The organism is Flavobacterium sp. N502540, from assembly GCF_025947365.1.
In the GTDB taxonomy this organism is placed as follows: domain Bacteria; phylum Bacteroidota; class Bacteroidia; order Flavobacteriales; family Flavobacteriaceae; genus Flavobacterium.
In genome coordinates, this window is sequence record NZ_CP110012.1 from 3,487,898 (window position 1) to 3,514,429 (window position 26,532).

At 36.1% G+C, this 26,532-nt stretch carries 18 protein-coding genes; 14 read left to right on the forward strand and 4 right to left on the reverse strand.

Going from position 1 to position 26,532, the window contains the following annotated elements; genetic code table 11:
• Positions 1-44: 44 nt before the first annotated feature.
• The 3 genes from OLM58_RS14705 to OLM58_RS14715 form a co-directional block, all read right to left on the reverse strand.
• On the reverse strand, positions 45-1,457 hold the full coding sequence (locus tag OLM58_RS14705) for an aryl-sulfate sulfotransferase (protein ID WP_264529524.1): 1,413 nt from the start codon (positions 1,455-1,457) through the stop codon (positions 45-47).
• A 149-nt stretch (positions 1,458-1,606) separates the two neighbouring features.
• Positions 1,607-3,115 carry a RagB/SusD family nutrient uptake outer membrane protein gene (locus OLM58_RS14710; protein WP_264529525.1) on the reverse strand — a complete coding sequence of 503 codons (1,509 nt, stop codon included), beginning with the start codon at positions 3,113-3,115 and terminating at the stop codon, positions 1,607-1,609.
• 36 nt (positions 3,116-3,151) lie between these two features.
• A complete protein-coding gene (locus OLM58_RS14715; RefSeq protein WP_264529526.1) occupies positions 3,152-6,250 on the reverse strand; it encodes a SusC/RagA family TonB-linked outer membrane protein in 3,099 nt (1,032 codons plus the stop codon).
• A 672-nt stretch (positions 6,251-6,922) separates the two neighbouring features.
• Here OLM58_RS14715 and OLM58_RS14720 point away from each other — a divergent pair.
• On the forward strand, positions 6,923-7,561 hold the full coding sequence (locus OLM58_RS14720; protein WP_264529527.1) for a sugar-binding protein: 639 nt from the start codon (positions 6,923-6,925) through the stop codon (positions 7,559-7,561).
• Between the two features lie 141 nt (positions 7,562-7,702).
• Here OLM58_RS14720 and OLM58_RS14725 read toward each other — a convergent pair whose 3' ends face one another.
• Positions 7,703-8,743 carry a LacI family DNA-binding transcriptional regulator gene (locus tag OLM58_RS14725; RefSeq protein ID WP_070906851.1) on the reverse strand — a complete coding sequence of 347 codons (1,041 nt, stop codon included), beginning with the start codon at positions 8,741-8,743 and terminating at the stop codon, positions 7,703-7,705.
• Positions 8,744-8,973: 230 nt separating this feature from the next.
• On the opposite strand from OLM58_RS14725, the gene OLM58_RS14730 reads away from it, so the two are divergent.
• From OLM58_RS14730 to OLM58_RS14790, 13 genes are all read left to right on the forward strand, one after another.
• Positions 8,974-10,065, forward strand: a complete 1,092-nt coding sequence (locus tag OLM58_RS14730) for a mevalonate kinase (protein ID WP_264529528.1) — start codon at positions 8,974-8,976, stop codon at positions 10,063-10,065.
• Between the two features lie 188 nt (positions 10,066-10,253).
• On the forward strand, positions 10,254-11,129 hold the full coding sequence (locus OLM58_RS14735; protein ID WP_017497338.1) for a sugar phosphate nucleotidyltransferase: 876 nt from the start codon (positions 10,254-10,256) through the stop codon (positions 11,127-11,129).
• A 184-nt stretch (positions 11,130-11,313) separates the two neighbouring features.
• A complete protein-coding gene (locus OLM58_RS14740) occupies positions 11,314-12,687 on the forward strand; it encodes a sugar MFS transporter (protein ID WP_264529529.1) in 1,374 nt (457 codons plus the stop codon).
• Positions 12,688-12,719: 32 nt separating this feature from the next.
• Entirely contained in the window at positions 12,720-14,648 is a 1,929-nt protein-coding gene (gene nagB, locus OLM58_RS14745) for a glucosamine-6-phosphate deaminase (RefSeq protein ID WP_070906846.1), read from the forward strand.
• A gap of 395 nt (positions 14,649-15,043) precedes the next feature.
• Entirely contained in the window at positions 15,044-15,280 is a 237-nt protein-coding gene (locus OLM58_RS14750) for a DUF3820 family protein (protein WP_070906845.1), read from the forward strand.
• A gap of 358 nt (positions 15,281-15,638) precedes the next feature.
• Positions 15,639-15,965 carry a hypothetical protein gene (locus tag OLM58_RS14755; protein ID WP_264529530.1) on the forward strand — a complete coding sequence of 109 codons (327 nt, stop codon included), beginning with the start codon at positions 15,639-15,641 and terminating at the stop codon, positions 15,963-15,965.
• Between the two features lie 193 nt (positions 15,966-16,158).
• Complete coding sequence (locus tag OLM58_RS14760; protein ID WP_264529531.1) at positions 16,159-17,772, forward strand: CTP synthase; 1,614 nt, start codon at positions 16,159-16,161, stop codon at positions 17,770-17,772.
• An 80-nt stretch (positions 17,773-17,852) separates the two neighbouring features.
• Positions 17,853-19,766 (forward strand): membrane protein insertase YidC, encoded by a 1,914-nt coding sequence (gene yidC / locus OLM58_RS14765; RefSeq protein ID WP_264529532.1) that lies wholly within the window; start codon positions 17,853-17,855, stop codon positions 19,764-19,766.
• Between the two features lie 98 nt (positions 19,767-19,864).
• The gene (locus OLM58_RS14770; protein ID WP_264529533.1) at positions 19,865-20,581 is read left to right on the forward strand and encodes a toxin-antitoxin system YwqK family antitoxin; all 717 of its coding nucleotides are present in this window, start codon (positions 19,865-19,867) and stop codon (positions 20,579-20,581) included.
• A 307-nt stretch (positions 20,582-20,888) separates the two neighbouring features.
• Positions 20,889-22,625 carry a T9SS type A sorting domain-containing protein gene (locus tag OLM58_RS14775; protein ID WP_264529534.1) on the forward strand — a complete coding sequence of 579 codons (1,737 nt, stop codon included), beginning with the start codon at positions 20,889-20,891 and terminating at the stop codon, positions 22,623-22,625.
• Positions 22,626-22,729: 104 nt separating this feature from the next.
• A complete protein-coding gene (mnmA, locus tag OLM58_RS14780; protein WP_264529535.1) occupies positions 22,730-23,917 on the forward strand; it encodes a tRNA 2-thiouridine(34) synthase MnmA in 1,188 nt (395 codons plus the stop codon).
• 43 nt (positions 23,918-23,960) lie between these two features.
• Positions 23,961-25,562 carry a S8 family serine peptidase gene (locus tag OLM58_RS14785; protein WP_264529536.1) on the forward strand — a complete coding sequence of 534 codons (1,602 nt, stop codon included), beginning with the start codon at positions 23,961-23,963 and terminating at the stop codon, positions 25,560-25,562.
• Between the two features lie 12 nt (positions 25,563-25,574).
• On the forward strand, positions 25,575-26,519 hold the full coding sequence (locus tag OLM58_RS14790; protein ID WP_264529537.1) for an NAD(P)H-dependent flavin oxidoreductase: 945 nt from the start codon (positions 25,575-25,577) through the stop codon (positions 26,517-26,519).
• The last annotated feature ends 13 nt before the right edge of the window (positions 26,520-26,532 follow it).

Consider the following 26,532-nt stretch of genomic DNA (forward strand, 5'->3'; position numbering starts at 1 on the left):
TTGTTTTGCGATTTCTCCCTTCGGTCGAAATGACAAGGTCGTCTTTAATTCAATAGAAACGGTTTTAAGTTTTCTTGAGGAATGAATTGCACCCGATAAGGCGGAATTTCAGATTCTAATGCCCACAGTAAAACTCCTTTTTTATTGGTCAAAACCGTAATATGTCTTTTGGAACAACAAGCCAAAATGGTTTCGTTATCAATCCTATAAGCACTTCCCATTCGGTCGTTGTAAATGTCTTTTGGCAATAGTATGTGGAAATCCAATTGAACGGATTTACCTTTTTCATCTACTTTTAGTGCAAAAACAGAAGATTGCTTTTTGTCGACTCCGTTGTCAAAAAACATCAGACTGCCTTCGGGATTGATGTGGGCGGCGTGTGCCTGAGAGAAATCGCTGTTTTTAGACATTTTAAGATTTCCTCCCCGTCCTAATTTCCAGAGTACCTTTCCGGTTTTGGCATCTATTTTCCAGATTTGACCGTTGTTGTAAAACGAGATCAGGAAATTACCGTCTTTATCATAGTTTAAACTGTTGGCGTGCATCCAGTCTTTCTTGGTTTTGAGCAGTTTTTTATCTTTCATGGGATCTAAATCATCAAAAACACTCCATTTCCAGAGTTGCTTTCCTTTTTTGTCCAGAATCAGAATTCCGTCCCCATTAATCGTGTCTTTTTGTTTTCCGCCAATAGAACTTAAATCGGTTATTCTTTGATCTACAAATAAAGTCACAATCTCATTGGCCGATTTTTTAATGATTTCGTGATGAATAACCTGTTTTAAATCGCCTTGTCCCTTTTTAATGTGGGTTAGCGTGTCGCCTTGCAAATTGATTTCGAGAATTTCACTTCCATAACTTGTGGGTTCGTCATTTTTTCCCAGAATAGCAATAATGCTTTGTTCTTTGGTAAAATGAGTTACTTTAAATCCGGTTCCTTCAACAGTATGATACCATCTTAAGTTTCCTTTATAATCTACAATATAAGCAACTCCGGGTGTTTCTCTTTTGGCTAAAAGCAGAAAGCCTTTTTTGAAATTCTCTGGTACCAGTTCCGGTTTTGGACAGTTTGCTTTGAATTGTTTTTGTAACCATTCCGGTAATTTTCTCGATTTGAAGGTGTATATTTTACTGCTGTCTTTTTTGGGGCCGTTGCCCGTTATCAATTGAAAACTATATTGAGTTTCAGGAGTAATGTTGCAAAGTACCAAAGAATGAGAGAGGCCTGCTTTTGAAATTGGAGAAGTTATTTTGTTTTTTATTCCTTTTTGATCCGACCAGTATTCCGCATAGACCTGAACATTTTCGTTCGTAGTCACATCGATCTGAATTTTCAATTCGTTGTTGCCATGAATGCCAATATTGATGTTCGTGACAGGAGTTCCCTGTTTTTTAGAACAGCTTACCACAGTTAGCAGTATCCAAATAAAAATTCCTTTTACTATTACATTTTTAATCATCTGAAAGGCTTCTTTTAAGAAACAGGAAAGTTATACCAAGTTTCATTTATATGTTAGTCTAACGTTTTCTGGTATTATACTGTTTTTAGTTAAAAATCAGGAACAGTCAGGTATTTCAAAACCCGCTGTTCCTGATCTGATTTCTGTTATTATCTGTCGGCATTACTCAGGTTTGGATTTAAGTCGACCTGACTTTGCGGATAGGTGTAATATTTGTTTTTAGGCATGGTGATAGGTGCGGTTTCTCCAACTCTCAGATGATAGGCGTTTACCAGAACATCAAACTTATTCATTCGGATTAGGTCCTGACGGCGTTTTCCTTCATAGAACAATTCCCATCCTCTTTCCTGTAAGATAGCATCTCGTAAAGAAGTTTTATTATAATCGGATAAAACCAGCAGTTTGGCATGTGATCTTCCTTTTACCTGATTGATGAGGTCTATCGCTTCGGCAGTCGGGCCGTTTATTTCGTTTAATGCTTCGGCTCTGCTTAACAGGACATCAGCATAACGCAATATGTTTACGCTGTGACCATCATAATAAGTTGTCGTTTCATCGTCGGCATATTTTCGGGTCGATACGTCAGGCATGTAAAATTCTCCTTTTGGTGGCTGTGCTCCTAAAGAAGGTGCTTGTTTGTGAAGCAATTTATCAGTACCCATAAACTCCGGGAAGAAGCATTTTTTTCGATCGTCTTCATTTCCAAAAGTATTGTAGAAGTCCCAGTTTACGGTATAATACTGCCATCTGTTTTCGACAACCGGATGATCGATAGGACCAAAGTGATTCAGAAGTTCCGTTCCGTTTACATTGGCATCGCTAAGAGACGAAAAGATGTTTTCACTGCACCATTTGTTACTTTCTTTAAAAAGTCCTAAATAAGTAGGGAACAGGCTGTATTCGTTGAGGTTCATGACTTGTTGTGTAAGAGTGGCTACTTTTTGCCAGTCATGATTTCGCAAATATAATTTTGCCAATAATGTCAACGCTGCACCTTTTGTAGCACGTCCTACATCATTACTTTCATAAATTGCATTTTTCTTATAGTTCACCGGTAAAACAGCAGCGGCATCATTCAAATCTTTAATTAAAAGAGTTTCTATGGTTTCAACCGGAGAAGGAGGTGTCTGTTCCAAATAGTTTGGATTGTCTAAGTTAGCTTCTGTTACAAGAATAACAGGTCCCCACGCGTCTGTTAAATCCATATAAGCAGAAGCTCTTAAAAATTTAGCCTCGGCTATAAACTGAGTTTTTTCTGCTTCTGTAATACCGCTCATTTTTGAAATATTAAAAATCGCAAAATTGGCGTTGGCTACCAGTTTGTACATGGCATTCCAATCTTCCAGAAGCAGACCGTTGGCAGAATTCCAAAGCCCTAAAGACAATTGTCCCGGGTCACCACCGTACTGGCAATGTCCTAAATCTGTGGCAATATCAGTTAAAGCAAAATGTCTTGTTGCCCAATACGAGAAGTTGTCTCCCACAGAAGGGCCTTTTAGTCTTCCATAAATTGAATTAATAGAAGCGATAGCATCCGATTTGGTTTGAAATCCATTAGTATCGGTCAAACTGCTGTATACGGTAGGATCAAGATCGTCATTGCATGAAAATTGTAAACCTGCCGTCAGTAAGAGGAATATGATTGTATATTTTTTCATTTTAATAAATTTAATGTTACTAAAAAAGCTTTTAGACTAATGAATGGCAACCTTTATCCCCAAAATGATAGTTCGTGAAGCCGGGAATGAATTGAAATCGATTCCGCCACCAAGGTTTTGTTTGGTAGTATCGTTTGTGAAATGTCCGTTTACCTCAGGATCATTTCCCGAATAATTCGTAATCGTCAGTAAGTTTTGTCCAATGGCATACAATCTGATATTGTCTACAAATTTGAGTGGTTTTAAAACACTTTCAGGAATGGTGTATCCGATAGAAAGGTTTTTTAGGCGCAGGTAAGAGGCTTCTTCTACAAATTTTGAATTGACATAACTTCCATAAGTACTTTTGTAATAACCGTCTCTTGGAACATCCGTATTTTCGTTGGTACCCGCTACCCAACGGTTTAAAGCATCGGTACTTGTGGTTGATTCTCCAACCATTCGGGTCATATTGTAAACCGAATAATCAAAAGCTCCCTGAAAAAAGATGTTCAGATCGAAGTTCCCAATTTTGAAATCATTGTTAAACCCAAGAGTATAATGTGGTGTTGAATTGCCTAAATAAGTTCTGTCTTTTACGGTAATTTCGCCGTCTCCGTCTAAGTCTTCGTATTTTGGATCACCCGGTTTAGACAAAGGCTGCGGAGCATATACTTCTCCGGTTTTGATTACTCCGGCATATTTAAAACCATATAAAACGCCCATTTCTTTACCCGGTTCCAGTCTGGTAAATTCTCGTCCCGAAACCGTTCCGCTTGGATTAGAAGTATTTTGGCTGATAATAGCAACATTATCGGCAAGTGAAACGACTTCCTGTTTGTTGTAAGCCACATTTAATGAAGTGGTCCACAAGAAATGATCGTTTCTGAAATTAGTACTGGTAATTCCCAATTCAATGCCTTTATTATCAATCACTCCGGAGTTGATGGTTTGTGTATTAAAACCCCACCATCCGCCAATAGGGACTCTGATAAGGGCATCAGTAGTTCTTTTTTTATACACATCGATTGTTGCGGTTATTCTGTCATTAAAAAATCCCATGTCCAATCCAATATCAGTCTGAGTGGTTTGTTCCCATTTTAAGTCTTTATTGGCTAAATTGGCAGGTTCCGTACCATTAACAAAATTTCCATCTCCAATAGTTACTCCCCAGGCTCTTAAGGTTGGCATGAAGGCATAATCTCCAATACCATCTGCCCCTGTAACACCGTAGCTAACTCTTAACTTAAGGTCAGAGAAAGTTTTGGAGTTTTGCATAAAAGATTCGTTAGATATTTTCCATGCTACCGCTCCTGAAGGGAATATTCCGAAAGAATTATTGCTCCCAAAACGGGAAGAACCGTCTTTTCTTAGGGTGAACGCAGCAAGATATCGATCGCCGAAAGAATAATTTAGCCTTCCGAAATAGGAAGTTAGTTTTGTTTCGATTTTCTCAGTCTCGGGTTTCAAATAAACAGCTGCCGCGTCAAGGTTGTGATAGGTTAATGCATCGTTAGAAAAACCGGTTCCGGCCGCTCTCAAAAACTCATACGTATCTTTTTGATTAGACGTACCAATCATGGCACTCATCGAATGTTCGTTAATATTGAATTTGTAAGTTAGATATTGCTCCGTACTCCATCTAAAATAGGTTTTGTTTTCCTCAGAACCGGATCCCTTTAAAGCTGCTCCCGCAACCAGTGTTCTTGGAGTATATTTTCCTTCGATGTTTTCCTGCCATTCCGCACCTGCACCAAAGTGATAGGTAAGCCCTTTAATGATTTCGTAGTCTAAGAACATATTTCCGTTAACCAATCTGTTGATAATATGATCGGTTGGTTCTAACAAAAGTGCCAAAGCATTGTCTTTTCCCTGAAATTTGTAATAAGAACCGTCGGGATTGTAAATAGGGATCGTAGGGGGAGCGGTCTGAATAGAAAACAACGGGGATAAAATATTATCTCCAAAATCGCTGTTATTTCCCTCACTGGCAGCTCCGTAAATGTTAGTACCTACGTTTAATTTATCATTAAATCTTTTTTCTCCACCCATTCTCACACTGTATCTTTTAAAATCAGTATTTTCGATAGCTCCGGTTTGTTTGATGTAGTTTCCGGAAAGGAAAAATTTAGAGGTTTTGTCGCTTCCGCTAAAAGTAATGGTTCGGTTTATTACTTCTCCGGGACGTGTTGCGGCCTTAAACCAATTGGTATTAGCAACTGGGAAATCGGAAGAAAAAACAGGAGGTCTTCCATTCTCTTTCGCAATAGCATTTTGAATGTCGGCATATTGCTGTCCGTTGATAAGAGAAGGTTCCTTGATAATGCTTTGAAAACCATCTGAGATTTCAGCTTCAATCTGCATCTTACCTGATTTTCCTTTTTTAGTCGTAATCAGGATAACTCCATTTGCACCTCTTGAACCATAAATAGCAGTAGAGGAGGCGTCTTTTAGAATTTGAATATTTTCAATGTCGTTCGGACTGATAGAGGCTCCTGTACTGGTAATGAAACCATCTACAACATACAAAGGCGAATTTGAATTGTTAAGAGAATTTCCTCCTCTGATAACAATTGAAGGATTGGTTCCCGGAGCGTAGCTGTTTTGCTGTACCTGAACTCCCGAAGCGCGCCCTTGCAGAGCCTGACCAACGTTAGAGATAGTACCTCCTAAGTTTAAATTGTCTTTGCCGATAGAACTTACAGAACCCGTAAGGTCTTTTTTCTTAGCTTTTCCGTATCCTATAACTATTTCTTCTAATTTTTGTCCCGCCTCTTTGAGGACAATTTTTAAAGGTGAGTTTCCTACCGTTACTTCCTGATCTTCCATACCAACGTAGGAAATGATAAGTTTCGTTACATTATCAGCAACAATAATGGCAAAACTTCCGTCTGAATCAGTTTGTACTCCTGTGCGGCTTCCTTTTACAACAACATTTGCTCCGGCGATAGGAAGTCCGTTTTGATCTGTTACTTTACCCTTCACTGTTTTTTCAAAAAAGAATGCAATATCAGTTCTGCGATTTATTCTTACGGCTGAGGTTGCTGAAACCTGGACTGTAAAAACGAATACTAAAAAAAGTGTGAGTTTAATCTCTGCACCGGGAAGATTTTTTAGCCTAAAATCTTCGGGTCTTTTTTTGGTTAAAAATTTCATACTTAAAAATTGAGTTTGGTTAATGTTTATTTGTTTTTTTTCGTTTGTAAGCTTTTGGAATTCTTTTATGAGATAATTTTTGATTTATAATTTATCTTCTGACGAAATGGTTTAAAAACAACTGCCGTTCTGTTTTACTCTTTTTGTATGTGGTATTTTTTTAATTTTTCTAATTTTTTAGAGAGCTGAAAAAGGACTTAAAACGCTCTTAATTAACTTAGTTTTAAGATTATGATGAAACGAAGCTATAGATTATATTTTTATAAAACAAGAAAAATGAAGAAAAATGTGCTCGAACACATAAAATTAATGTTCTCGAGCACATTTTTTTAATCAAAACATTTTTTTTTACTTAAATTTGTGTGATTTTAGCGGAATAGGGCAGAGGCGGTATTATTTTTGATTTTGGTGTATTTTTCTGTTAAATGTATTTTTATTGAGGTATTTATTTAGTTTTTGTTAAAATAGGTATTGAATTGTTAATGTGGTCCATTATTTATTGAGAGTTAAAAATGATTTTTATGGTCTGTTTATGATGAGAAATGAGATATTTTATTTTATTAAATTTTAACCTACATTCGTAATCCGAAAAAAATAAAAATCAGACCCTAGTTGAAGCCATTTTCAAAGTTTTAAAATGTTAAAAAATTAACAAAATAAAAATAAAATAGAGTGAAAGAATATCAGGTAGTTTTACAAGATAAAAGTCAGGAAAAAGAAGTGCAAAATTCTATTGTATCATTCTGGGAAAACGCAAATTGCTTAACTGATTTTTGCTCGCCATGGAAAAGTGATCCACTATCAAAAATAGAATTCAGAGCGCTCTGGGATCTTGAAAATTTCTTTTTTAATTTCAGAGTTTTTGATACCCGGATTTATATCGATCAAAAAGACGATAGTTTTGATAGTATTGGAAATTCAGATCGTGTAGAATTGTTTTTTAGAACGAACGAATCCCTCGATCCTTATTATTGTCTGGAAATGGATACTGCCGGGCGTTTAATGGATTTTAGAGCTCGTCCCAACAAGGAATTTGATTTTGACTGGAAATGGCCTAAAACCGATTTCGAGATTAAAACCTCAAAAGGTGAAAATTCTTTTACAGTTGAAGGACGAATCAGTATAAAATCCTTAAAAGAATTGAATTTAATACACAACAATACTATAGAAGCAGGTGTTTTTAGAGCTAAGTTTTTGGAGAATGAAAAGCTACAGTATGAACCCACTTGGATTTCCTGGGTAAATCCTAATACCGAAACTCCTAATTTTCACATTGCTTCTTCTTTTGGGAAATTTATTTTGATGGAATAGGGGGTTACGGGACGAAATGGTTTTTTCGCAAAGATTCGCAAAGTAAGCACAAAGCTTCACAAAGTTTTTTAAAACATTTTTGGTGTATCTCTGTGTAACCTTTGTGTAACTCTGTGGAATTTTTCGACAGTCCAGTGTTATTTAAGAAACGTAGAAAGAAGCATTTTCTACATTAATAATATCTATCGGAAGTAAAATCGTTTCCGGAATATCTTTTCGGAATAAAAAGTGTTCAACTAAAGTGCTCACCCCTAAGTAAGCCTGTCTTTTTTGATTTTGATGAATTAAAAAATGTACCAATCCCTGATTCAGGAAATTCACATTTTTTTCCACTAAATCATAACCGATAATTGCAATCTTTTTATCCTTTACAGTAGACAGTATAGAGGCAATCTGGTACGCTTTTGAGGTCGTGATAAAAATACCTTTCAGATTTGGATTTTCGTCTAAAAACGCAGAAAATTTAGTTTCCACATTCTGATGTTTTAGTTTTAGAGTAGTGAGTGAAAAACCGCTAATCTTTTTCTCGTCAAAGTAACTTTTAAAGCCTTTTTCTTTTTCCTGCATGTGTACCGCATTCTTAAGGCTTTCGTCAATGTGTATGATGGCGATCTGTCCTTCTGTCAAAATCAGATTCATTAGGCTGGCAGCTACACGACCGCTTTTATGCAAATCCTGTCCAACAAAACTTTTTATAGATTCACCTTCAATTTGGTTGTTGAATGTGTTTACAATGATGTTTAAATCGTCATATTGCTTTACAATTTCTACCGTTTCTTTGTGAAACAATGGAGCAATTAAAACAGCATCAGGTGATTTTTGGATAATGATATCATGAGCACTTAAGAACGATTTGGTGCTTTCCGGATTAAAGAAGTGTGTTTCGATAATAACACTATACGCTTTAAATTCGGTTTTAGCATCCTGGATTCCATTAATACAAGGAAGCCAGTACGGGTCGATTTCCGGATCAGGCAGTAAAACACAAATTCTGTAAACTTTGGTGTTCTTTAAATTTCGTGCAATTAAGTTCGGTTCGTAATTAATGACGTTTAAAACTTCATTTATTTTGTCCAGTGCTGTAGGAGAAACTTTTCCTCTGTTATGCAAAACCCTGTCGACAGTCCCTTTCGAAACTCCGGCCATTTTTGCTATATCCTTAATGGTGTACTTTTTATCCATATTGGCAAATATAGAAACTTTGATTTGATTATTTAAAAATCCTGTAAGAATTAATTAGTGTGCTCGAGAACATTTTAATAGTGTGTTCGAGCACATTTTTTTGTTTTTTCTTGTTTTATAAAAATATAATCAATAGTTTCGTAGAATCAAAATCAAAAGAATAAAACCGATTTTTAACCAAGTTTCATTGTAATGTATTGTTTTACAGTGTTTTATTATAAAATTTTCAAGTGAAAAAAATTACCTCATTAGCCCCGGGCAGAACCTGTCTCTTTGGAGATCATCAGGATTATTTAGGATTACCGGTTATCGCCTGTGCAATCGATCGGAATATACAACTAATTGCCGAACAAAATCTGACTCAGACCTTTGTTTTAAATATGATTGATATTAATGAGACCCGTACCATTGATATTGACGCCACTTTCGACAAATTAGAATCCAGAGATTATTTTGCTTCCTCCTTACGCGTATTGCGCAGGTACGGCTGTGTACCAAACGTTGGATACGACATTACTATCACGGGAGATATTCCAATAAACTCCGGAACCTCGAGTTCTTCGGCTTTATTAATGGCATGGATTCGTTTTTTGATCGATGCCTATGGTATTGATCGTGAAGTTACACCTGAGTTTATTTCCAAATTGGGTTATGAATCTGAAGTATTGGAACACGGAGAACCGGGTGGAATGATGGATCATTTTAGCATTGGGGTGGGGAATATTGTGTACATCAATACCAAAGATCCCTTTTCGTATAAAGTTATAGGAACGAGCCTGAAAGGCCTGATAACAGGAGTTTCGGGAGTTCCAAAAGAAACAATCGGTTTGTTGGGAGAATTAAAAGGAAATGCTTTAATTTCTATTGATATCGTAAAGCAAAATTTTCCGGATTTTGATCTGCATGCTTCCAAAATAGAAGACCTGGATCGATACCGAAATTGCTTGCCGGATCGATTGGTTCCTTTCTTCGAAGCCGCATTAAAAAACTATCATTATACCAAAGAAGCTCTGAAAGAGTTTGAAAAACCAGTTTTAGATCTTAAAAAAATAGGCGGATTGATGAACCAGCATCATGAAGTTTTACGTGATTTATTAAAAATTACTGTACCGCGAATTGATGCTATGGTTAATGCTGCTTTGCGCGCGGGTGCTTACGGAGCAAAAATTGTAGGTTCAGGCGGCGGCGGAAGTATTGTGGTTATCGCAAATCCGGAAAAAGAAGATCTGGTGATCGAAGCCATTCTCGAAGCAGGAGCTCAGGAAGCCTATGCCGTAGCTGTTGATCCGGGTGTAAGGGTTATTGAAAATGTTGAGATTTAAGTTGTGAAATGTGAGAGGTGAAATATGAGCAGTGAGTTTTGGGAACCTGAAACGTGAAACATGAAACGTGAAACCTGAAACTTGAAACATGAAACATGAAACATGAAACCTGAAACCTCAAACATGAAAACATGAAACAATTCCAGACCTAATAGATTTAAGGAAATTCAAAATGAAAATATATAAATATGCATAACAATTTAGTTATTCTTGCGGGTGGAGCATCCTCGCGCATGAAAAAAGAAGCCATTTCCAACAATTTATCTGCCGAAGAAATTGCGCAGGCAAATGAAAGAAGTAAAGGGTTAATTGGAGTTGGAGCAAGCGGGAGGCCTTTGCTGGATTATCTTCTGCTGAACGCTAAAAAAGCAGGATATAAAAAAATCTACATCATTATTGGTGAGCAGGGAGAGCTTTTTAAAGAGTTTTACGGCAGTCAGAATACCGATAACGATTTTCACGGGCTTACTATTTCATTTGCTGTACAATATATTCCCGAAGGCAGAGTGAAGCCCTTTGGTACGGCAGATGCTTTGTTTCAGGCGGTAGAGCAGTTTCCGGAATTAAACACACAGCAGTATTCAGTTTGCAACAGTGACAACTTGTATTCGGCAGCAGCGTTATTGGCACTTAGAGAGACCAACAGTCCAAATGCATTTATTGCTTACGATCGTGAAGCTTTGGAATTTCCTTCCGAAAGAATTTCGCGTTTTGCCATTGCTAAATTAGATCAGAACAATCAGTTGTTGGATATTTTAGAAAAACCTTCAGCCGATGTTTTAGCCGACTATAAAGATGTAGAAGGAAAAATCAGAGTAAGTATGAATGCTTTTAAATTCAACGGAAGCACTTTATATACCCATTTGAAGAATTGTCCCGTTCATCCCGAGCGCGACGAAAAAGAGCTGCCTACAGTGCTGTTAAATGCCGTAAAAGAAAATCCAAATACAACGATAGGTATTCCGTTTTCAGAGCATGTTCCTGATCTGACTGCTAAAGAAGATATTGCTGATGTGAAGGAGTATTTGAAGCAATATTATCCGGTTTTAGACTGGAGTATTTAGGAAAAATTAACAAAATATTGATATCTAATTTACAGATAAGTATAACTTATTAGACTACTTTTGTTTTAAAATTGCAAAAAATACGCACTGAATTGCGGGTAAATTGCGATATATTTGCAAAAAGTGTTGATGTTATTTTAGAGGAATCAAACAACTAATCTATTAACAATCAACCATTAAAATTATGTCAAAAATTGAGACTGCAATACATATAGAAAAGAGGAGTTCAATCATTCCGATGATTATTCTTACCGCATTGTTTTTTATATTGGGATTTGTCACCTGGTTAAACGGACCTTTAATTCCTTTTTTTGAATTAGCGTGCGAGTTGTCTTCTTCTCAAGCTTATTTTGTAACTTTTGCTTTTTATATTGCCTATTTTGTAATGGCAGTTCCATCGTCCTGGGTCATTGAAAAGGTAGGGTATAAAAATGGTATTTCTTTAGGATTATTAATCATTGCAGCCGGAGCATTTATGTTTTATCCAGCCGCCGAAAGCCGAACCTTTTTACTGTTTTTAATTGCTTTGTTTGTGATGGGAACCGGTCTGGCAATTTTGCAGACGGCTTCAAATCCCTATGTAGTAGTAATTGGGCCGAGAGAAAGTGCCGCAGCCAGAATTAGTGTGCTGGGTATTGCCAATAAACTGGCAGGTTTTGTGGCGCCATTGATATTAACGGCACTGGTACTGTCTAACATGCAGGGATTTACAGCAGATAAGATTGCGGTTTTAGACGCCGTTTCAAAAACAAATGCTTTAAATTCACTTGCATTACAATTGCAAAGACCCTATCTTTATATGGGATTGATTATAATGGTTTTAGCACTTTTGGTAAAACTGTCTCCACTTCCGGAAATTGATTTGGATGAAGAAGGAAATGTAGCACATCTGAGTATTTTTAAGCAAATTAGAAATGCTTTCAGACGTCCGCAATTGGTTTTAGGAGTAATCACTTTGATGCTGTATTTAGCAGCCGAAGTCCTGGCCGGAGATTCTATTGGAGGATTCGGAAAACAATTAGGCGTATATGGAACTGAAGGGAATTTTTATTTAAAACTAACTTCGTTTACCATGTCGGCAATGGTTGTAGGGTATATATTAGGGATCACATTAATTCCAAAATACCTTTCACAAGTAACAGCTTTGAAAGGATCCGGAGTTTTGGGAGTAATTTTAGTGTTGGCAATAGTATTGATTTCGCCAAAAATAATGATTCAGTTACCCGGGATTCCAAACTTACCGGTGGTGATACTTTTAGTAGCGTTATTAGGCTTGGCCAACGCGCTTTGCTGGCCGGCAATTTGGCCGATGGCATTAGAAGATTTGGGAGGTTATACTAAAATTGGAAGTGCAATTTTGATCATGGGGATCATCGGAGGAGCAATTTTTCCTTTGTTCTACGGAATGATCACTGAAAATATAAATGCAGCAAATACGGCAAATGGTACCGTGGGAGTTTCAAAAAGCGGGAATCAGATTGCTTATTTAATGCTGCTGCCATCCTATTTAATGATCCTTTTTTACGCAGTAAAAGGACATAAATATCGAAAGTGGTAAGAATGTAACGAGTAAAATTAAAAAACTATATCATGTTAAAAAGTAAAATCGACAAAGCAACAGGGTTCGAAAAACGTTTCGAAAACATCAATACGGTCGTTTTTGAAAATTCCGGCGATGCATCAAAAGAAGTAGCTCAGGAAATTGCGGCTTTAATTCAATCCAAACAAAAAGAAAATAAACCTTGTATTTTAGGATTAGCAACAGGTTCTTCTCCAAAAGGGCTTTATGCAGAACTGGTTCGTTTACACAAAGAAGAAGGCTTGAGCTTTAAAAATGTAATTAGTTTTAACCTGGATGAATATTATCCAATGGAACCAAATTCAATCAACAGTTACGTTCGTTTTATGAAAGAATTGCTGTTTGATCATGTCGATATTTTACCTGAAAATTACCACGTTCCGGACGGACTTTTGACCAAAGAACAAATCGCGGATTATTGCCATGATTATGAAGCAAAAATTGAAGCTCTTGGCGGAATCGATTTGCAGATTCTTGGAATTGGAGGTAACGGACATATAGGTTTCAACGAATCAGGATCGTTACAAAACTCTAAAACACGTTTAGTGGCTTTAGATCATATTACCAGAGTTGCGGCAAGTAAAGATTTCTTCGGATTAAGTAATACGCCAAGAACTGCTATAACACTTGGAGTAAAAAAGATTATGGAAGCCAAGCAGGTAATTTTATTGGCTTGGGGAGAAGGAAAATCAAATATTGTAAAGAAATCGGTAGAAGATGAAGTAACCAATCGTGTGCCGGCATCATTCTTACAGGAGCATAACAATGCGGTATTTGTTTTAGACAAAGAAGCTTCTTCAAAACTTACCAGAATCAACAAACCTTGGTTGGTAGAAAAAGTAGTATGGACGGATAAACTGACTCGTAAGGCCGTTTTAGGATTGGCACTTCAGCTTAAAAAACCAATCTTAATGCTTACCGATGCTGATTATATCGAAAACGGAATGAGCGATTTATTAGCCGATTCAGGTCCTGCATACGATATTAACATTAAAATATTCAACAAACTTCAGAATACAATTACAGGATGGCCGGGTGGTAAACCAAATGCGGAAGACACCAACCGTCCGGAAAGAGCAGAACCGGCTAAGAAGAGAGTATTGATTTTTAGTCCGCATCCCGATGATGATATCATCAGTATGGGTGGAACTTTCATGCGTTTGCAAGAGCAGGGACATGAAGTACACGTGGCGTATCAAACCTCTGGGAATATTGCCGTAGCCGATGATGAAGCGTTGCGTTTTGCAAGATTCGTAATTGATTACAATGAAAAATTCGGAATCAAGAGTGAAGAAGCAGACAATATTTACCAAAAAGCGGCAACTTTCTTAACCAATAAAAAGAACAGTGAAATTGATATTCCTGAAGTTCGTTACATCAAAGGATTAATCAGAAAAGGAGAGGCGAGAGCAACCAGCCATTTTGTAGGTTTAACCGATGATCAGATTCATTTTATGGAATTACCATTCTATGAAACCGGAACCATTGAGAAAAAACCAATCGGAAAAGAAGATATTCAGTTGACGATGGATTTGATCGAAAAAATCAAACCGCATCAAATTTACGCAGCAGGTGATTTAGCAGATCCACACGGAACACATAAAGTATGTCTGGACGCTATTTTTGAAGCTGTAAAAGCGCTGAAACCAAAATCATTTATGGACGATTGCTGGTTGTGGTTATACCGTGGAGCATGGCAGGAATGGGGAATTGACGAAGTAGAGATGGCGGTACCAATGAGCCCGGATCAGGTATTGGCAAAACGTCACGGAATCTTCAAGCACCAATCTCAAAAAGACGGTGTTGTTTTCCAGGGAACCGATGCCAGAGAATTTTGGCAAAGAGCCGAAGACAGAAATGCTGAGACAGCTGCGTTGTACCAACAATTAGGTTTGGCGACCTATGCTGCGATGGAAGCTTTCGTGAGATGGCATTACTAAGGTTCAAAGGAGCAAAGGTCCTGAGGTGCTAAGGTTTTTTTAGAGGCTCAAAGACTCAGAGATACTAAGTTTTATATTCGCCACGAATTCACGAATTAATTTAAATATAATTCGTGAATTCGTGGCGAAATCATTTACCGTAATACTGGTCTTACATCAATAGTTAGCTTGGCAACGTATTGTTATATTAAAAAAGGAGTAAGTTTTTAGTTATCAGTCTTAGTTTTCAGTGCCAGTAAGTTTGAGACTATAAATTGAGACTATAAATTAAGACAGAAAACTGAGACAGAAAACTATTTTTTAAGCTGTATTAAAAGAAAAAAATAATAGCTTTGCAACTAATCAGAAGCAAGAGGAAAGAAAATCTTTCTTCTTGCTTCTTTTTTCTTTAAAAAATGGAATCAGACAAAAAACTTCTCATCAAATTAGCTCATACCAAAATGCCTTTCGGAAAATACGAAGGTTATTTTTTAATTGATTTACCCGAATATTATGTCGTTTGGTATCAAAATAAAGGATTCCCAAAAGGAGAATTGGGACAACAGTTGCAACTTATATATGAACTAAAGTTGAATGGACTGGAAGAACTGATCCGAAATATCAAAAAACAATATCCGAAACCTATTAAATAAACAGTAAGAAAAATCTTTGTTTATTTGATTTTTTTACCTAAGTTTGAAATAGAAAATATTATAGTTTCTAAAGACAAATTGATACCACAGAATTCGAGCCTGAATTCAAAAATGTGTACAAGTCAATGTTTTAGAATTATAATATTTTTTTGTACCTAAATCTGCTTCTTTAGTCTTCTGATTTTGAATATATCCATCCTATTTCTTTCTCATTTTTCCTTTTAAAGAATGTGAATCATTCAAAGTATCCGGACTTGTAATCAATTCAATCTTTTGATTTTTAATTTTAGAAAACTATTTCCTGAGTATGATTTAATATTGTGGGTGATTTTTTACATTTACAAATAAAAATAAAAACATGCAAAAGGATGGTAATATGTTAAAATCGGGTCTTGTACTGGGAATTATAGCTTTGATAGCGTCAGTTTTAGCAGGAGCTTCATTAATAATTTATTTCTATACTTTTAATACAGACTTATTTGTTGCCATATTTTTTGGTATGGCAACTTTTTATCTAGGAGCTTTTGCTACGGTTCTAAGCGGAATAGGTATGAATATAGCAAAAAAGAAAAATAGTTCGGTTTTAATTCCTCGGATAAGTTTTATACTTGGTGTTATTAATGTTATCATTGTTATGGGGCATTATTGTGTATTTGCCCTTTCTAATATGCATTTAGGAAAATAAAAGAGATTTTTAAAATTAATAAAAGAACTCTCAAAAAAATCTCTAATAAAAAGTTAAAATTATCGATTACAAAATCAAGTAATCAATCTGTTTAAAAATTTGCAAATTATCTCATTATCGGATGTATAAATTGTCTAATTAAATTTGTACTTTTGCCAAGTTTTTTACACAACTACATACAAACAACAACAGAATGAATCAAACAAAATATATTTTTGTTACAGGCGGTGTGACTTCTTCATTAGGAAAAGGAATTATCGCGGCATCTTTAGCAAAATTGTTACAAGGAAGAGGATACCGTACAACTATTCAAAAATTTGATCCTTATATCAATGTGGATCCGGGTACGTTGAATCCATACGAGCACGGAGAATGTTATGTAACGGATGATGGTGCTGAAACAGATTTAGATTTAGGTCATTACGAGCGTTTCTTGAACGTTCCTACCTCTCAGGCGAATAACGTTACAACCGGAAGAGTGTATCTTTCTGTAATCGAAAAAGAAAGAAGAGGAGAGTTTTTAGGAAAAACCGTTCAGGTAGTTCCTCATATTACCAACGAAATCAAAGACAGAATGCAATTGTTGGGTAAATCCGGCGATTATGATATTGTGATTACTGAAATCGGTGGAACTGTTGGTGATATCGAATCATTACCTTATATAGAGTCTGTTCGTCAGTTGGTTTGGGAGTTAGGAGAAAATAACGGAATTGTTATTCATTTGACATTGGTGCCTTATTTGGCTGCCGCCGGTGAGTTGAAAACAAAACCAACACAACACTCTGTTAAAACATTGATGGAGAGCGGAATCAAAGCAGATATTTTGGTTTGTAGAACCGAGCACGAATTGTCTCAGGAATTGCGTCAGAAACTGGCTTTGTTTTGTAATGTGAAAAAAGAAGCAGTAATTCAGTCTATTGATGCTTCAACGATATATGAAGTTCCAAATTTAATGCTTGAAGAAGGATTAGATGTAGTGGCTTTGAAAAAATTAGATTTGCCTAAAAAAGCATCTCCGGATCTTAAAAACTGGAATACGTTTTTGAAAAGACTGAAAAATCCGAAACATACCGTAAATATTGGTTTGGTAGGTAAATATGTAGAAATGCAGGATTGTTACAAATCTATTTTAGAGGCGTTTATTCATGCAGGTGCAGCAAACGAAACAAAAGTAAATGTAATTTCGATACATTCAGAACATATTAATGCTGAAAATATTGTAGAAAAATTAGGAGGTCTGGATGGAGTTTTAGTAGCTCCTGGTTTCGGAGAAAGAGGTATCGAAGGAAAAATCGAAGCAGTTCGTTATGTACGTGAAAACAACATCCCATTTTTTGGAATTTGTTTAGGAATGCAAATGTCTGTAATCGAATATTCAAGAAATATTTTAGGTTACAAAGAGGCGAACTCTACTGAGATGAACGATAAAACGCCTCATCCTGTAGTGAATTTGATGGAAGAGCAAAAAACAGTAACTGACAAGGGCGGAACGATGCGTTTAGGAGCGTGGAAATGTGATATTAAGCCTGATACTCTGGCGTATAAAATCTACGGACAGAAAACAATTTCAGAGCGTCACCGTCACCGTTACGAATACAATAATAAATATGCTGACGAACTGCAAAATGCAGGTTTGAAAGCTTCAGGGGTAAACCCGGATACAGGTTTGGTAGAAATTGTAGAACTTGAAAATCATCCGTTTTTCATTGGGGTACAATACCATCCGGAATACAAAAGTACAGTAGCAAATCCACATCCGATTTTTGTAAATTTTGTGGCTGCTGCAGTGAATGCGCATAAAAAATAATAATTAATATTCTGAAAAGTGTAACGTTTGAATCTAATTCAGCACTAATACCTTTTTAACGAATAACTTTTTAAACTGTAATGGAAGAAAAAAAAATTGATCTTAATTCAATCATTGGTTTTGTATTGATATTTGGAATTTTGATTTGGATTATGTACCAAAATCAGCCTTCTGATAAAGAGATTGCTGCCGAAAAAGCCAAAAAAGAATTAATTGCCAAGCAAGAAGCACAAGCGAAAGCGGATAAGACTAAAACAGCTGTTTTACCGGTTGCTGCAGCTGCAACTCCGGGTGATACAGTGCAGTTGGCACAATTGCAAAAAACATTAGGAGGTTTTGCTTATTCAGCTACACTGCCTTCTGCTAAAGAAGGTTTTACAACTATTGAAAACGAAAAGATTAAACTTAAAATTGCCAACAAAGGTGGTTACATAGTAGAAGCTACGTTAAAAGAGTTCAAAAAGTTTGAAAAAAATTCAGGACAATTAGTTGAATTGATTAAAGACAATAATGCTAATTTGAACATTCAGTTGCAAACTGCTGATAACAGAACTTTAAACTCTAAAGATTTGTTTTTTGAACCTACGCTAACTAAAAATGGCGCAGATCAAATTTTAACAATGCGTTTGAAAGCCGGAGCAAATGAATACTTAGAATACAAATATGTTCTTAAACCAAATGATTACTTAGTTGGTTTTGATGTTCGTTCTCAGGGATTAAACAAAGTTTTAAATACTGGAAAGCCATTAGATTTACAGTGGGATTTGAAAACGTACAGAAACGAAAAGAGTATTTCGTATGAAAACCGTTATGCTGAAATTTATTATGAGCATGAAGATGGTAAAATAAACTATGCAGGTTTAGGAAAACACGAAGAAGAAACTGTTGAAAAAGTTAGTTTTATAGCTTACAAACAACATTTCTTCACATCTATTTTAGTAACGGATAAACCATTTACAACATCAAAGTTAGAATCAACTAATTTAGTGAATGATGAAAAGATAGATACTGTTTTTACGAAACAGTTTAAAACAAATGTTCCTTTAGCATTCTCTAATGGTGAAATTGATTATAAAATGCAATGGTATTTTGGACCGGCAGATTATAAAGTTCTAAAATCATACGATAAGAATTTCCAAAAAATCATTCCGTTAGGATGGGGGATTTTTGGTTGGATTAACCGATTGATTTTTATTCCGTTGTTTGGATTCTTAAGCTCGACAATTGGATTATCATTAGGAATTGCGATTATTATCTTTACGATTATTATCAAATTGGCTATGTCGCCAATTACCTATAAGTCATTCCTGTCTCAGGCTAAAATGAAAGTTTTACGTCCGGAGATTACAGAATTGGGAGAAAAATTCAAAAAAGACCCAATGAAAAAACAACAGGAAACGATGAAACTGTACAACAAAGCAGGAGTAAACCCAATGGCAGGATGTATTCCGGCATTGATTCAGCTTCCTTTTATGTATGCTTCCTTCCAGTTCTTCCCTTCAGCTTTTGAGCTAAGACAAAAAGGTTTCCTTTGGGCAGACGATTTGTCTTCTTTTGACTCGGTTGTAAAATTGCCATTCCATATTCCGTTATATGGAGATCATATCAGTTTGTTCCCAATTTTGGCAGCAATTGCGATTTTCTTCTACATGAAAATGACATCTGGAGATCAGCAAATGGCAGCGCCTCAGCAAGAAGGTATGCCGGATATGGCAAAAATGATGAAAATCATGATTTATGTTTCGCCACTAATGATGTTAATTTTCTTCAATAGTTATGGTGCCGGATTGAGTTTATATAACTTTATTTCGAACTTAATTACAATCGGAATCATGTATGTAATTAAAAATTACATTGTTGATAGTGATAAGATTCACGCTCAGATTCAGGAAAATAAATTAAAAGAGCCTAAAAAGCAAAGTAAGTTTCAACAACGTCTTCAGGAAGTAATGGAACAACAAGAAGCTGCAAAAGCTCAGAATAAAAAGAAATAATACCAATAAAAAATCTCGATTCTTCGGGATTTTTTTATACCTAAAATATACTTTATCAAAGCCAGAATCGTTAAAGTTTAAAATTGAATTTAAAAGATATGATTTCTAAAAAAATAATAGTCGGATTACTTTTCTTAAGTACCCTTTTTGCAGTAGGGCAAGAGGTTAATAAATCGGATGCCAGCGGGAAAAAAGATGGAGTTTGGAAAGGAATTTATGAAGTTTCTAAACGTCCTCGTTACGAAGGAACTTTTAGTCACGGAAAAGAAACCGGAGTGTTTAAATTTTTTGATGATACTAAAAAAGGAGATGTTGTAGCAACTCGTGATTTTACAGCAAATGACGGAAGTTCGTATACCATTTTTTACGATCAGAATAAAAATAAAGTAAGCGAAGGAAAAGAAATAGGTAAATCGCGTGAAGGCGACTGGAAATACTATCACAAAGCTTCAAAAGCAATTATGACGCTTGAAAAATACAAAGCCGGAAAATTGGAAGGAGTAAGAACTGTTTTTTATGCAGATTCTAAAATTGCTGAGGAAATGACTTATAAAGAAGGTTTGAAAGAGGGTGTTTATAAGAAGTACGGGCAAAACGGAATTCTTTTAGAGCAGAGTACCTTTAAAAATAACGAATACAATGGCGATGCTGTTTTTTACGACTCTGATGGAGTTGTCGCTTCTAAAGGTAAATTTACCAGAGGTAAAAAATCGGGGATGTGGCAGTTTTATTTTAAAGGAAAATTAACCAAGGAAGTAAATATGAGTGATCCTAAAAGTAGTTATCAGGCCGATTCAAAACCTAAGACGGAGTAGTTATTTGAGTGAAAAAACTTGCTTTTTAAAATGACTTTTTTTGAATAATTTGAGTTTTTGTGATCACAGTTGTGGATAGGGAATTGAAGTAGTTTTTGTATTGTTTTTAAATAGAGTGAATTAGGAATGTATTGTTCGATGTTAATGGTTTTTTTGGTGTTTTCACTATGAAAAATAAGCATTACTGATGTTTTTTTTAATCAGTAAATATTTATATTCGCGGTTAAATTTCGATTTTGCTTATTTGCATTTTTAATCAAAGAAGTATCTAATTAGGATGCTTCATACTATAAAAAAGAAGAAATACATGAAAAAAAACTACATTTTTTTATTACTCTTAGTGTTGACTGTTTTTTTTAATAATGTGGCGGTCTCTCAGACTTCCTTAGGGACGTGCAGTAGTTTTATAAAAAAAATAAAAAAGGAGCTTATTGTTTCTACCGGAAGAAGTGAAAAGAAGAGTTTTTTGCTTCAGATTGTGGATTCGAAAAGTTTTGAAGGAGAAATAAATTACAAAGAATCGGATGCTACAAGTGAATTATTGATCGGAGAGATCAAAAATATTTCCGGATCGTCTTTTTACCTCAAAGCAAAGGAGCAATCACTTGAAGGGCATATTATTCTTAAAAAAACAAAAGAGGCATACAAATATTCTTCAGATAATAAGGGAAATGCTTATGTGTCAAAAGTAGATATAAATTCTTTGATCTGTGTAGATTATACTAATATATCGCAGAAAGAAGCTAAAACTGCAAAAAAAAAATCTGCTTTAATTAGTCCCGATATGTTAAAGTTAGAAAGCTTCCCAGGTGCTTCCGGTTGTGTTTTATTAGATTTTGACGGATATTATATGTCTCCTGGAAATCAATGGAATAGTGGTAATGCGATTGATGCAGCTCCGTCAGGAATGAGTGATGCAGATATCTTGAATTTTTTTGAAGTAGTTTCAGAGGATTTCAAACCATTTAATTTGAATATAACAACTAACGAAGCTATATTTAATGGATACTCTACTAAGTTAAGATTGCGTGTTGTAGTAACCCCTACCAATACTGCCGCTCCGGGGACTGGAGGTGTAGCATATTTAGGGTCCTTTGGTTATGATCTTCCAGCCTGGTGTTTTAAGCTTAATAATGGTAAACAAGGTGGAGAAGCTGCGTCACATGAAATAGGACATACTTTTGGTTTACTGCATGATGGACGCATTTCTCCGAGCGAACAATATTTTAGAGGAATAAATGAAACTGCCTGGGCTCCCATTATGGGAGTGGGGTATTATAAATCAGTTGTGCAATGGAGTAAGGGAGAATATGATAGTGCAAATAATACAGAAGATGATGTTGCTTCTATTTCCAGTTTGGAGTATGGTGTAGGGTATAGAGTTGATGATTACGGGAATGATAGAGCTTCAGCATTTAATTTGACTTTTGACAACGAGGGTAATATCAATGAAAAAAAAGGCATAATAGAAAAAGAAAGTGATGCTGATTTTTTTGCTTTTACTACTACAGGAGGAAATGTTTCTATCAAGACCAAGACGATTGCAAGAATTGATAGTGGTAATCTTCATTTGCTAATCAAATTATATGATTCCAGCGGTGCTGAAATTGGTAAATATTGGGATGAGGATCCTTATAAATTAAATGCTTCAATGGATGTAAATCTGTCAGCCGGCAAGTATTTTATTGAAGTTAGAGGGACTGGTGCCGGAGATACAAAAAATGGCGGTTATTCTGCATATGGTTCTATCGGAAGTTATTCTATTTCCGGAACTGTTCCAAATAATAACCTGAATACCTTGTCATTTGATAAAAACTTAAATTTTGTGATATATCCGAATCCAAGTAATAAAATTATAACGATTAAATCGGATCATGATGCAATTCTAAACCTCATTAATGCATTAGGAAAAACTATTAAAACATTTGAAGTGAAGGCTAATGTAGAGGATGTACTAAATGTTGAAAATTTATCCAGTGGTATTTATTTTCTCAGCGAAATGAGAGAAGGCAAATTAATCACGCATAAATTTGTTAGAAAGTAATAAGTTTTATTTACAACGGCATTGTATAAACTAATCAAAAACTACTGCGATTTTCAAAAATAGGGCTTATCTTTGCAGCCTTGTAAAAACATAAACAATTTAGAATGAAACGTGTAGTTGTTGGACTTTCCGGTGGAGTAGATTCAAGTGTTGCGGCCTATTTATTGCAGCAACAGGGATATGAAGTTATTGGCCTTTTTATGAAAAACTGGCACGATGATTCTGTTACGATTTCTAATGAATGTCCGTGGTTGGAAGACAGCAATGATGCTTTATTGGTAGCGGAAAAACTGGGTATACCGTTTCAAACAGTTGATTTAAGTGAAGAATACAAAGAAAAAATCGTTGATTATATGTTCAACGAATACGAAAAAGGAAGAACTCCAAATCCTGACGTGCTTTGTAACCGCGAAATCAAGTTTGATGTTTTTATGAAAATCGCTCTAAGCCTTGGAGCCGATTATGTGGCAACCGGACATTATTGCCAAAAAAGCGAAATCGAAGTGGACGGAAAAACGGTTTATCAGTTGGTTGCCGGAAATGATGTAAACAAAGATCAGTCGTACTTTTTGTGTCAGTTGTCTCAGGAACAATTATCCAAAGCATTGTTTCCAATTGGAGCATTGACTAAACCTGAAGTTCGTGAAATCGCTGCTGAAATGGAATTAGTTACAGCCGAAAAGAAAGATTCTCAAGGACTTTGTTTTATTGGAAAAGTGCGTTTACCCGAATTTTTACAGCAAAAACTACAGCCAAAAGAAGGTCTTATCGTTCAGATTGATAAAAACGATCCAATCTATACGATTGAAAAACCGACAGGAATTTCTCTGGAAGACGAATTGAAAATAGAGTCTCAAAAACTGGATTATCTTCCAACGATGGGTAAAGTGATGGGAAAACATCAGGGAGCACATTATTTTACAAAAGGACAAAGAAAAGGCTTAAATGTTGGAGGTACTACAGATCCGTTATTTGTAATTGCTACGGATGTTGCTACGAATACCATTTATACCGGTTTAACAAGCAATCATCCGGGATTGTTCAAAAAAGCATTGTTTGTAGGTAATTCTGAAGTACACTGGGTTCGCGAAGATTTGAAATTGAAGGAAGGGGAACAGATGGAAGTGATGGCAAGAATTCGTTACCGTCAGCCACTACAGAAAGCAACCTTGTATCAGTTTGAAAACGGAATGTATGTTCGCTTTGAGGAAGCTCAGTCTGCCATTACCGAAGGTCAGTTTGTGGCCTGGTATTTAGAAAATGAATTAGTTGGTTCGGGAGTAATTTCTTAGCTTTATACTTTTTTACGGAGGTTTCACCTTTAAAAAAGTAATCATGAAGCACTATTTTGTCTTTTTGTTGTTGATTTTTTCTTCCGCGCTGTTTTCGCAGGAAGACGCATGGGTATACTTTAAAAACAAACCCAATGCACAGGCATCTCTCAATGCTCCGCTTACAATTTTGACACAGCGTGCCTTAGATAGAAGAGCCAATCAAAATATTGCGTTAGATCTTACCGATGCTCCTGTAGAGGACTCCTATATCAATCAGGTCAGATCGAGTTCGGGAATAACGATTATGGCAAAATCCAAATGGTTAAATGCACTTCATATTAGAGGAACTCAAACCGATATTGAAGCACTTACAGCACTGTCATTTGTCGATAAAGTGTTTTTCGCCAATAAAAATCTGAATACAACTTCTAAAAAAGTAAGGGAGAATAAGATCAGTCAGGTAAAAGACAAACTGAAATCAAAAACGGATTATGCCTACGGAACTTCAGCAGGTCAAATAGAAATGCTGAATGGAAAAGTGCTGCACCAACAGAATAAAACCGGCTCGGGAAAAGTGATTGCTGTTTTAGATGCAGGTTTTCCGGGAGTTAATACTGCTTTACCATTTAAGAAATTAATCGATAATAATCAGATTTTAGGAGGGTACGATTATGTGAATAGAAATGCCAATTTTTATTCAGGAGACAGCCACGGAACAATGGTGCTTTCAACAATGGGCGGTTATAAAGAAAATGCTCTGGTAGGTACTGCTCCTGATGCTTCTTATTATTTATACATCACCGAATATGACCCAACTGAGAATCCGGTTGAAGAATCGTATTGGGTAGAGGCAGCAGAAGAAGCAGACCGTGTAGGAGCTGATATTATTACAACTTCTTTAGGGTATTTTGAATTTGATAATCCAAACTACACGCATACGTATAGCGATATGAACGGGGTGACTAATTTTATCTCCCGTGGTGCCGAAATGGCTTTTAATAAAGGAATAATTGTGGTTGCTTCGGCAGGAAATGAAGGAGCCACAACTGAACCTCATATTGGAGGGCCTGCAGATGCTGTTTCAGTAATTACGGTAGGTGCTGTAACTTCTTCGAAAGTAAGATCAGGTTTTAGCTCTATAGGACCAAGTTATGACGGAAGAATTAAACCGGATGTTATGGCACAAGGTACGGCTGCTGTTGTATCTGATACCGGCGGAAATATTACAACCATAAACGGAACTTCATTTTCTTGTCCAATTATGGCGGGAATGATTGCTTGTTTGTGGCAGGCTTTTCCATCCAAAACGAATAAAGAAATCAGGCAGATGATTCTGCAGTCTTCCGATCGATATACGACACCGAATAATAATTATGGTTACGGAATTCCTAATTTTGGAGCCGCTTTAGGAGTGGAAGACTTCAAGTCTTTAGGAGAAGTTTTTTCTGTTTTTCCAAATCCAACTAAGACAGCGATTTCCTTTTTGTTTGAGAACAGTACCGCTTCTGTTTCTGTGTACTCTGTTCTGGGGCAAAAGCTAATTGAAAAACAAATTACAAATCAAAACCCTATTCTTTCTGTTGAGGGACTAAAAAGCGGATTGTATTTTTATACTTTTGATGCCGATGGTCTTCACAAAACGGGAAAGATAATTAAACAATAACTACATTTTTGAATGAACAGAATTACACAACTTTTTAAGATCAAATATCCAATTATTCAGGGAGGAATGATCTGGAACAGCGGTTATAAATTAGCAGCAGCAGTAAGTAATGCGGGAGGTTTAGGTTTAATTGGAGCAGGTTCTATGTATCCCGAAGTTTTACGTGAACATATTCAGAAATGCCAAAAAGCGACTAGTGAGCCATTTGGAGTTAACATTCCGATGCTGTATCCCAATATCGAAGAAATTATAAATATTGTGGTGGAAGAAGGAGTGAAAATTGTTTTTACTTCCGCCGGAAATCCAAAAACGTGGACTTCGTTTTTAAAAGAAAAAGGAATTACAGTCGTACATGTAGTGAGCAGCAGTGTTTTTGCTTTAAAAGCGCAGGAGGCAGGTGTTGATGCTATCGTGGCCGAAGGATTTGAAGCAGGAGGACACAATGGACGCGACGAAACGACAACCTTGACTTTAATCCCAATGGTGAAAGAGAAAGTTCAGATACCACTTATTGCTGCAGGTGGAATTGCAACAGGCAGAGGAATGCTTGCTGCGATGGTTTTAGGAGCCGATGGCGTTCAGGTAGGAAGCCGTTTTGCAGCTTCGATCGAATCTTCGGCACATGATAATTTTAAAGAAACGATCGTTAAGGTTAAAGAAGGAGATACACAACTGACTTTAAAAGAGCTGGCGCCCGTTCGATTGGTCAAGAACAAATTCTATCAGGATGTTCAGGAATTATATGAAAAATGCCCTTCAAAGGATGATTTGGTACAGCTTTTAGGAAGAGCCAGAGCTAAAAAAGGAATGTTTGAAGGAGATCTTGAAGAGGGAGAGCTTGAAATAGGTCAAATCGCAGGATTAATTCATGAAATTTTGCCGGTAGAGCAAATTGTTCAACAAATGATGTCCGATTTTGAAGCTGCCCGCCAGGAAAAGGCTAAATTTGAGTTCTAAATTACCCCCAAGA

Bases quoted from the DNA above. Each gene is read 5' to 3' on its own strand.
- OLM58_RS14705 (WP_264529524.1), bottom strand. From the start codon at position 1,457: ATGATTAAAAATGTAATAGTAAAAGGAATTTTTATTTGGATACTGCTA.
- OLM58_RS14710 (WP_264529525.1), bottom strand. From the start codon at position 3,115: ATGAAAAAATATACAATCATATTCCTCTTACTGACGGCAGGTTTACAA.
- OLM58_RS14715 (WP_264529526.1), bottom strand. From the start codon at position 6,250: ATGAAATTTTTAACCAAAAAAAGACCCGAAGATTTTAGGCTAAAAAAT.
- OLM58_RS14725 (WP_070906851.1), bottom strand. From the start codon at position 8,743: ATGGATAAAAAGTACACCATTAAGGATATAGCAAAAATGGCCGGAGTT.
- OLM58_RS14735 (WP_017497338.1), top strand. From the start codon at position 10,254: ATGCATAACAATTTAGTTATTCTTGCGGGTGGAGCATCCTCGCGCATG.
- OLM58_RS14740 (WP_264529529.1), top strand. From the start codon at position 11,314: ATGTCAAAAATTGAGACTGCAATACATATAGAAAAGAGGAGTTCAATC.
- nagB (WP_070906846.1), top strand. From the start codon at position 12,720: ATGTTAAAAAGTAAAATCGACAAAGCAACAGGGTTCGAAAAACGTTTC.
- OLM58_RS14750 (WP_070906845.1), top strand. From the start codon at position 15,044: ATGGAATCAGACAAAAAACTTCTCATCAAATTAGCTCATACCAAAATG.
- OLM58_RS14755 (WP_264529530.1), top strand. From the start codon at position 15,639: ATGCAAAAGGATGGTAATATGTTAAAATCGGGTCTTGTACTGGGAATT.
- OLM58_RS14760 (WP_264529531.1), top strand. From the start codon at position 16,159: ATGAATCAAACAAAATATATTTTTGTTACAGGCGGTGTGACTTCTTCA.
- yidC (WP_264529532.1), top strand. From the start codon at position 17,853: ATGGAAGAAAAAAAAATTGATCTTAATTCAATCATTGGTTTTGTATTG.
- OLM58_RS14770 (WP_264529533.1), top strand. From the start codon at position 19,865: ATGATTTCTAAAAAAATAATAGTCGGATTACTTTTCTTAAGTACCCTT.
- OLM58_RS14775 (WP_264529534.1), top strand. From the start codon at position 20,889: ATGAAAAAAAACTACATTTTTTTATTACTCTTAGTGTTGACTGTTTTT.
- mnmA (WP_264529535.1), top strand. From the start codon at position 22,730: ATGAAACGTGTAGTTGTTGGACTTTCCGGTGGAGTAGATTCAAGTGTT.
- OLM58_RS14785 (WP_264529536.1), top strand. From the start codon at position 23,961: ATGAAGCACTATTTTGTCTTTTTGTTGTTGATTTTTTCTTCCGCGCTG.
- OLM58_RS14790 (WP_264529537.1), top strand. From the start codon at position 25,575: ATGAACAGAATTACACAACTTTTTAAGATCAAATATCCAATTATTCAG.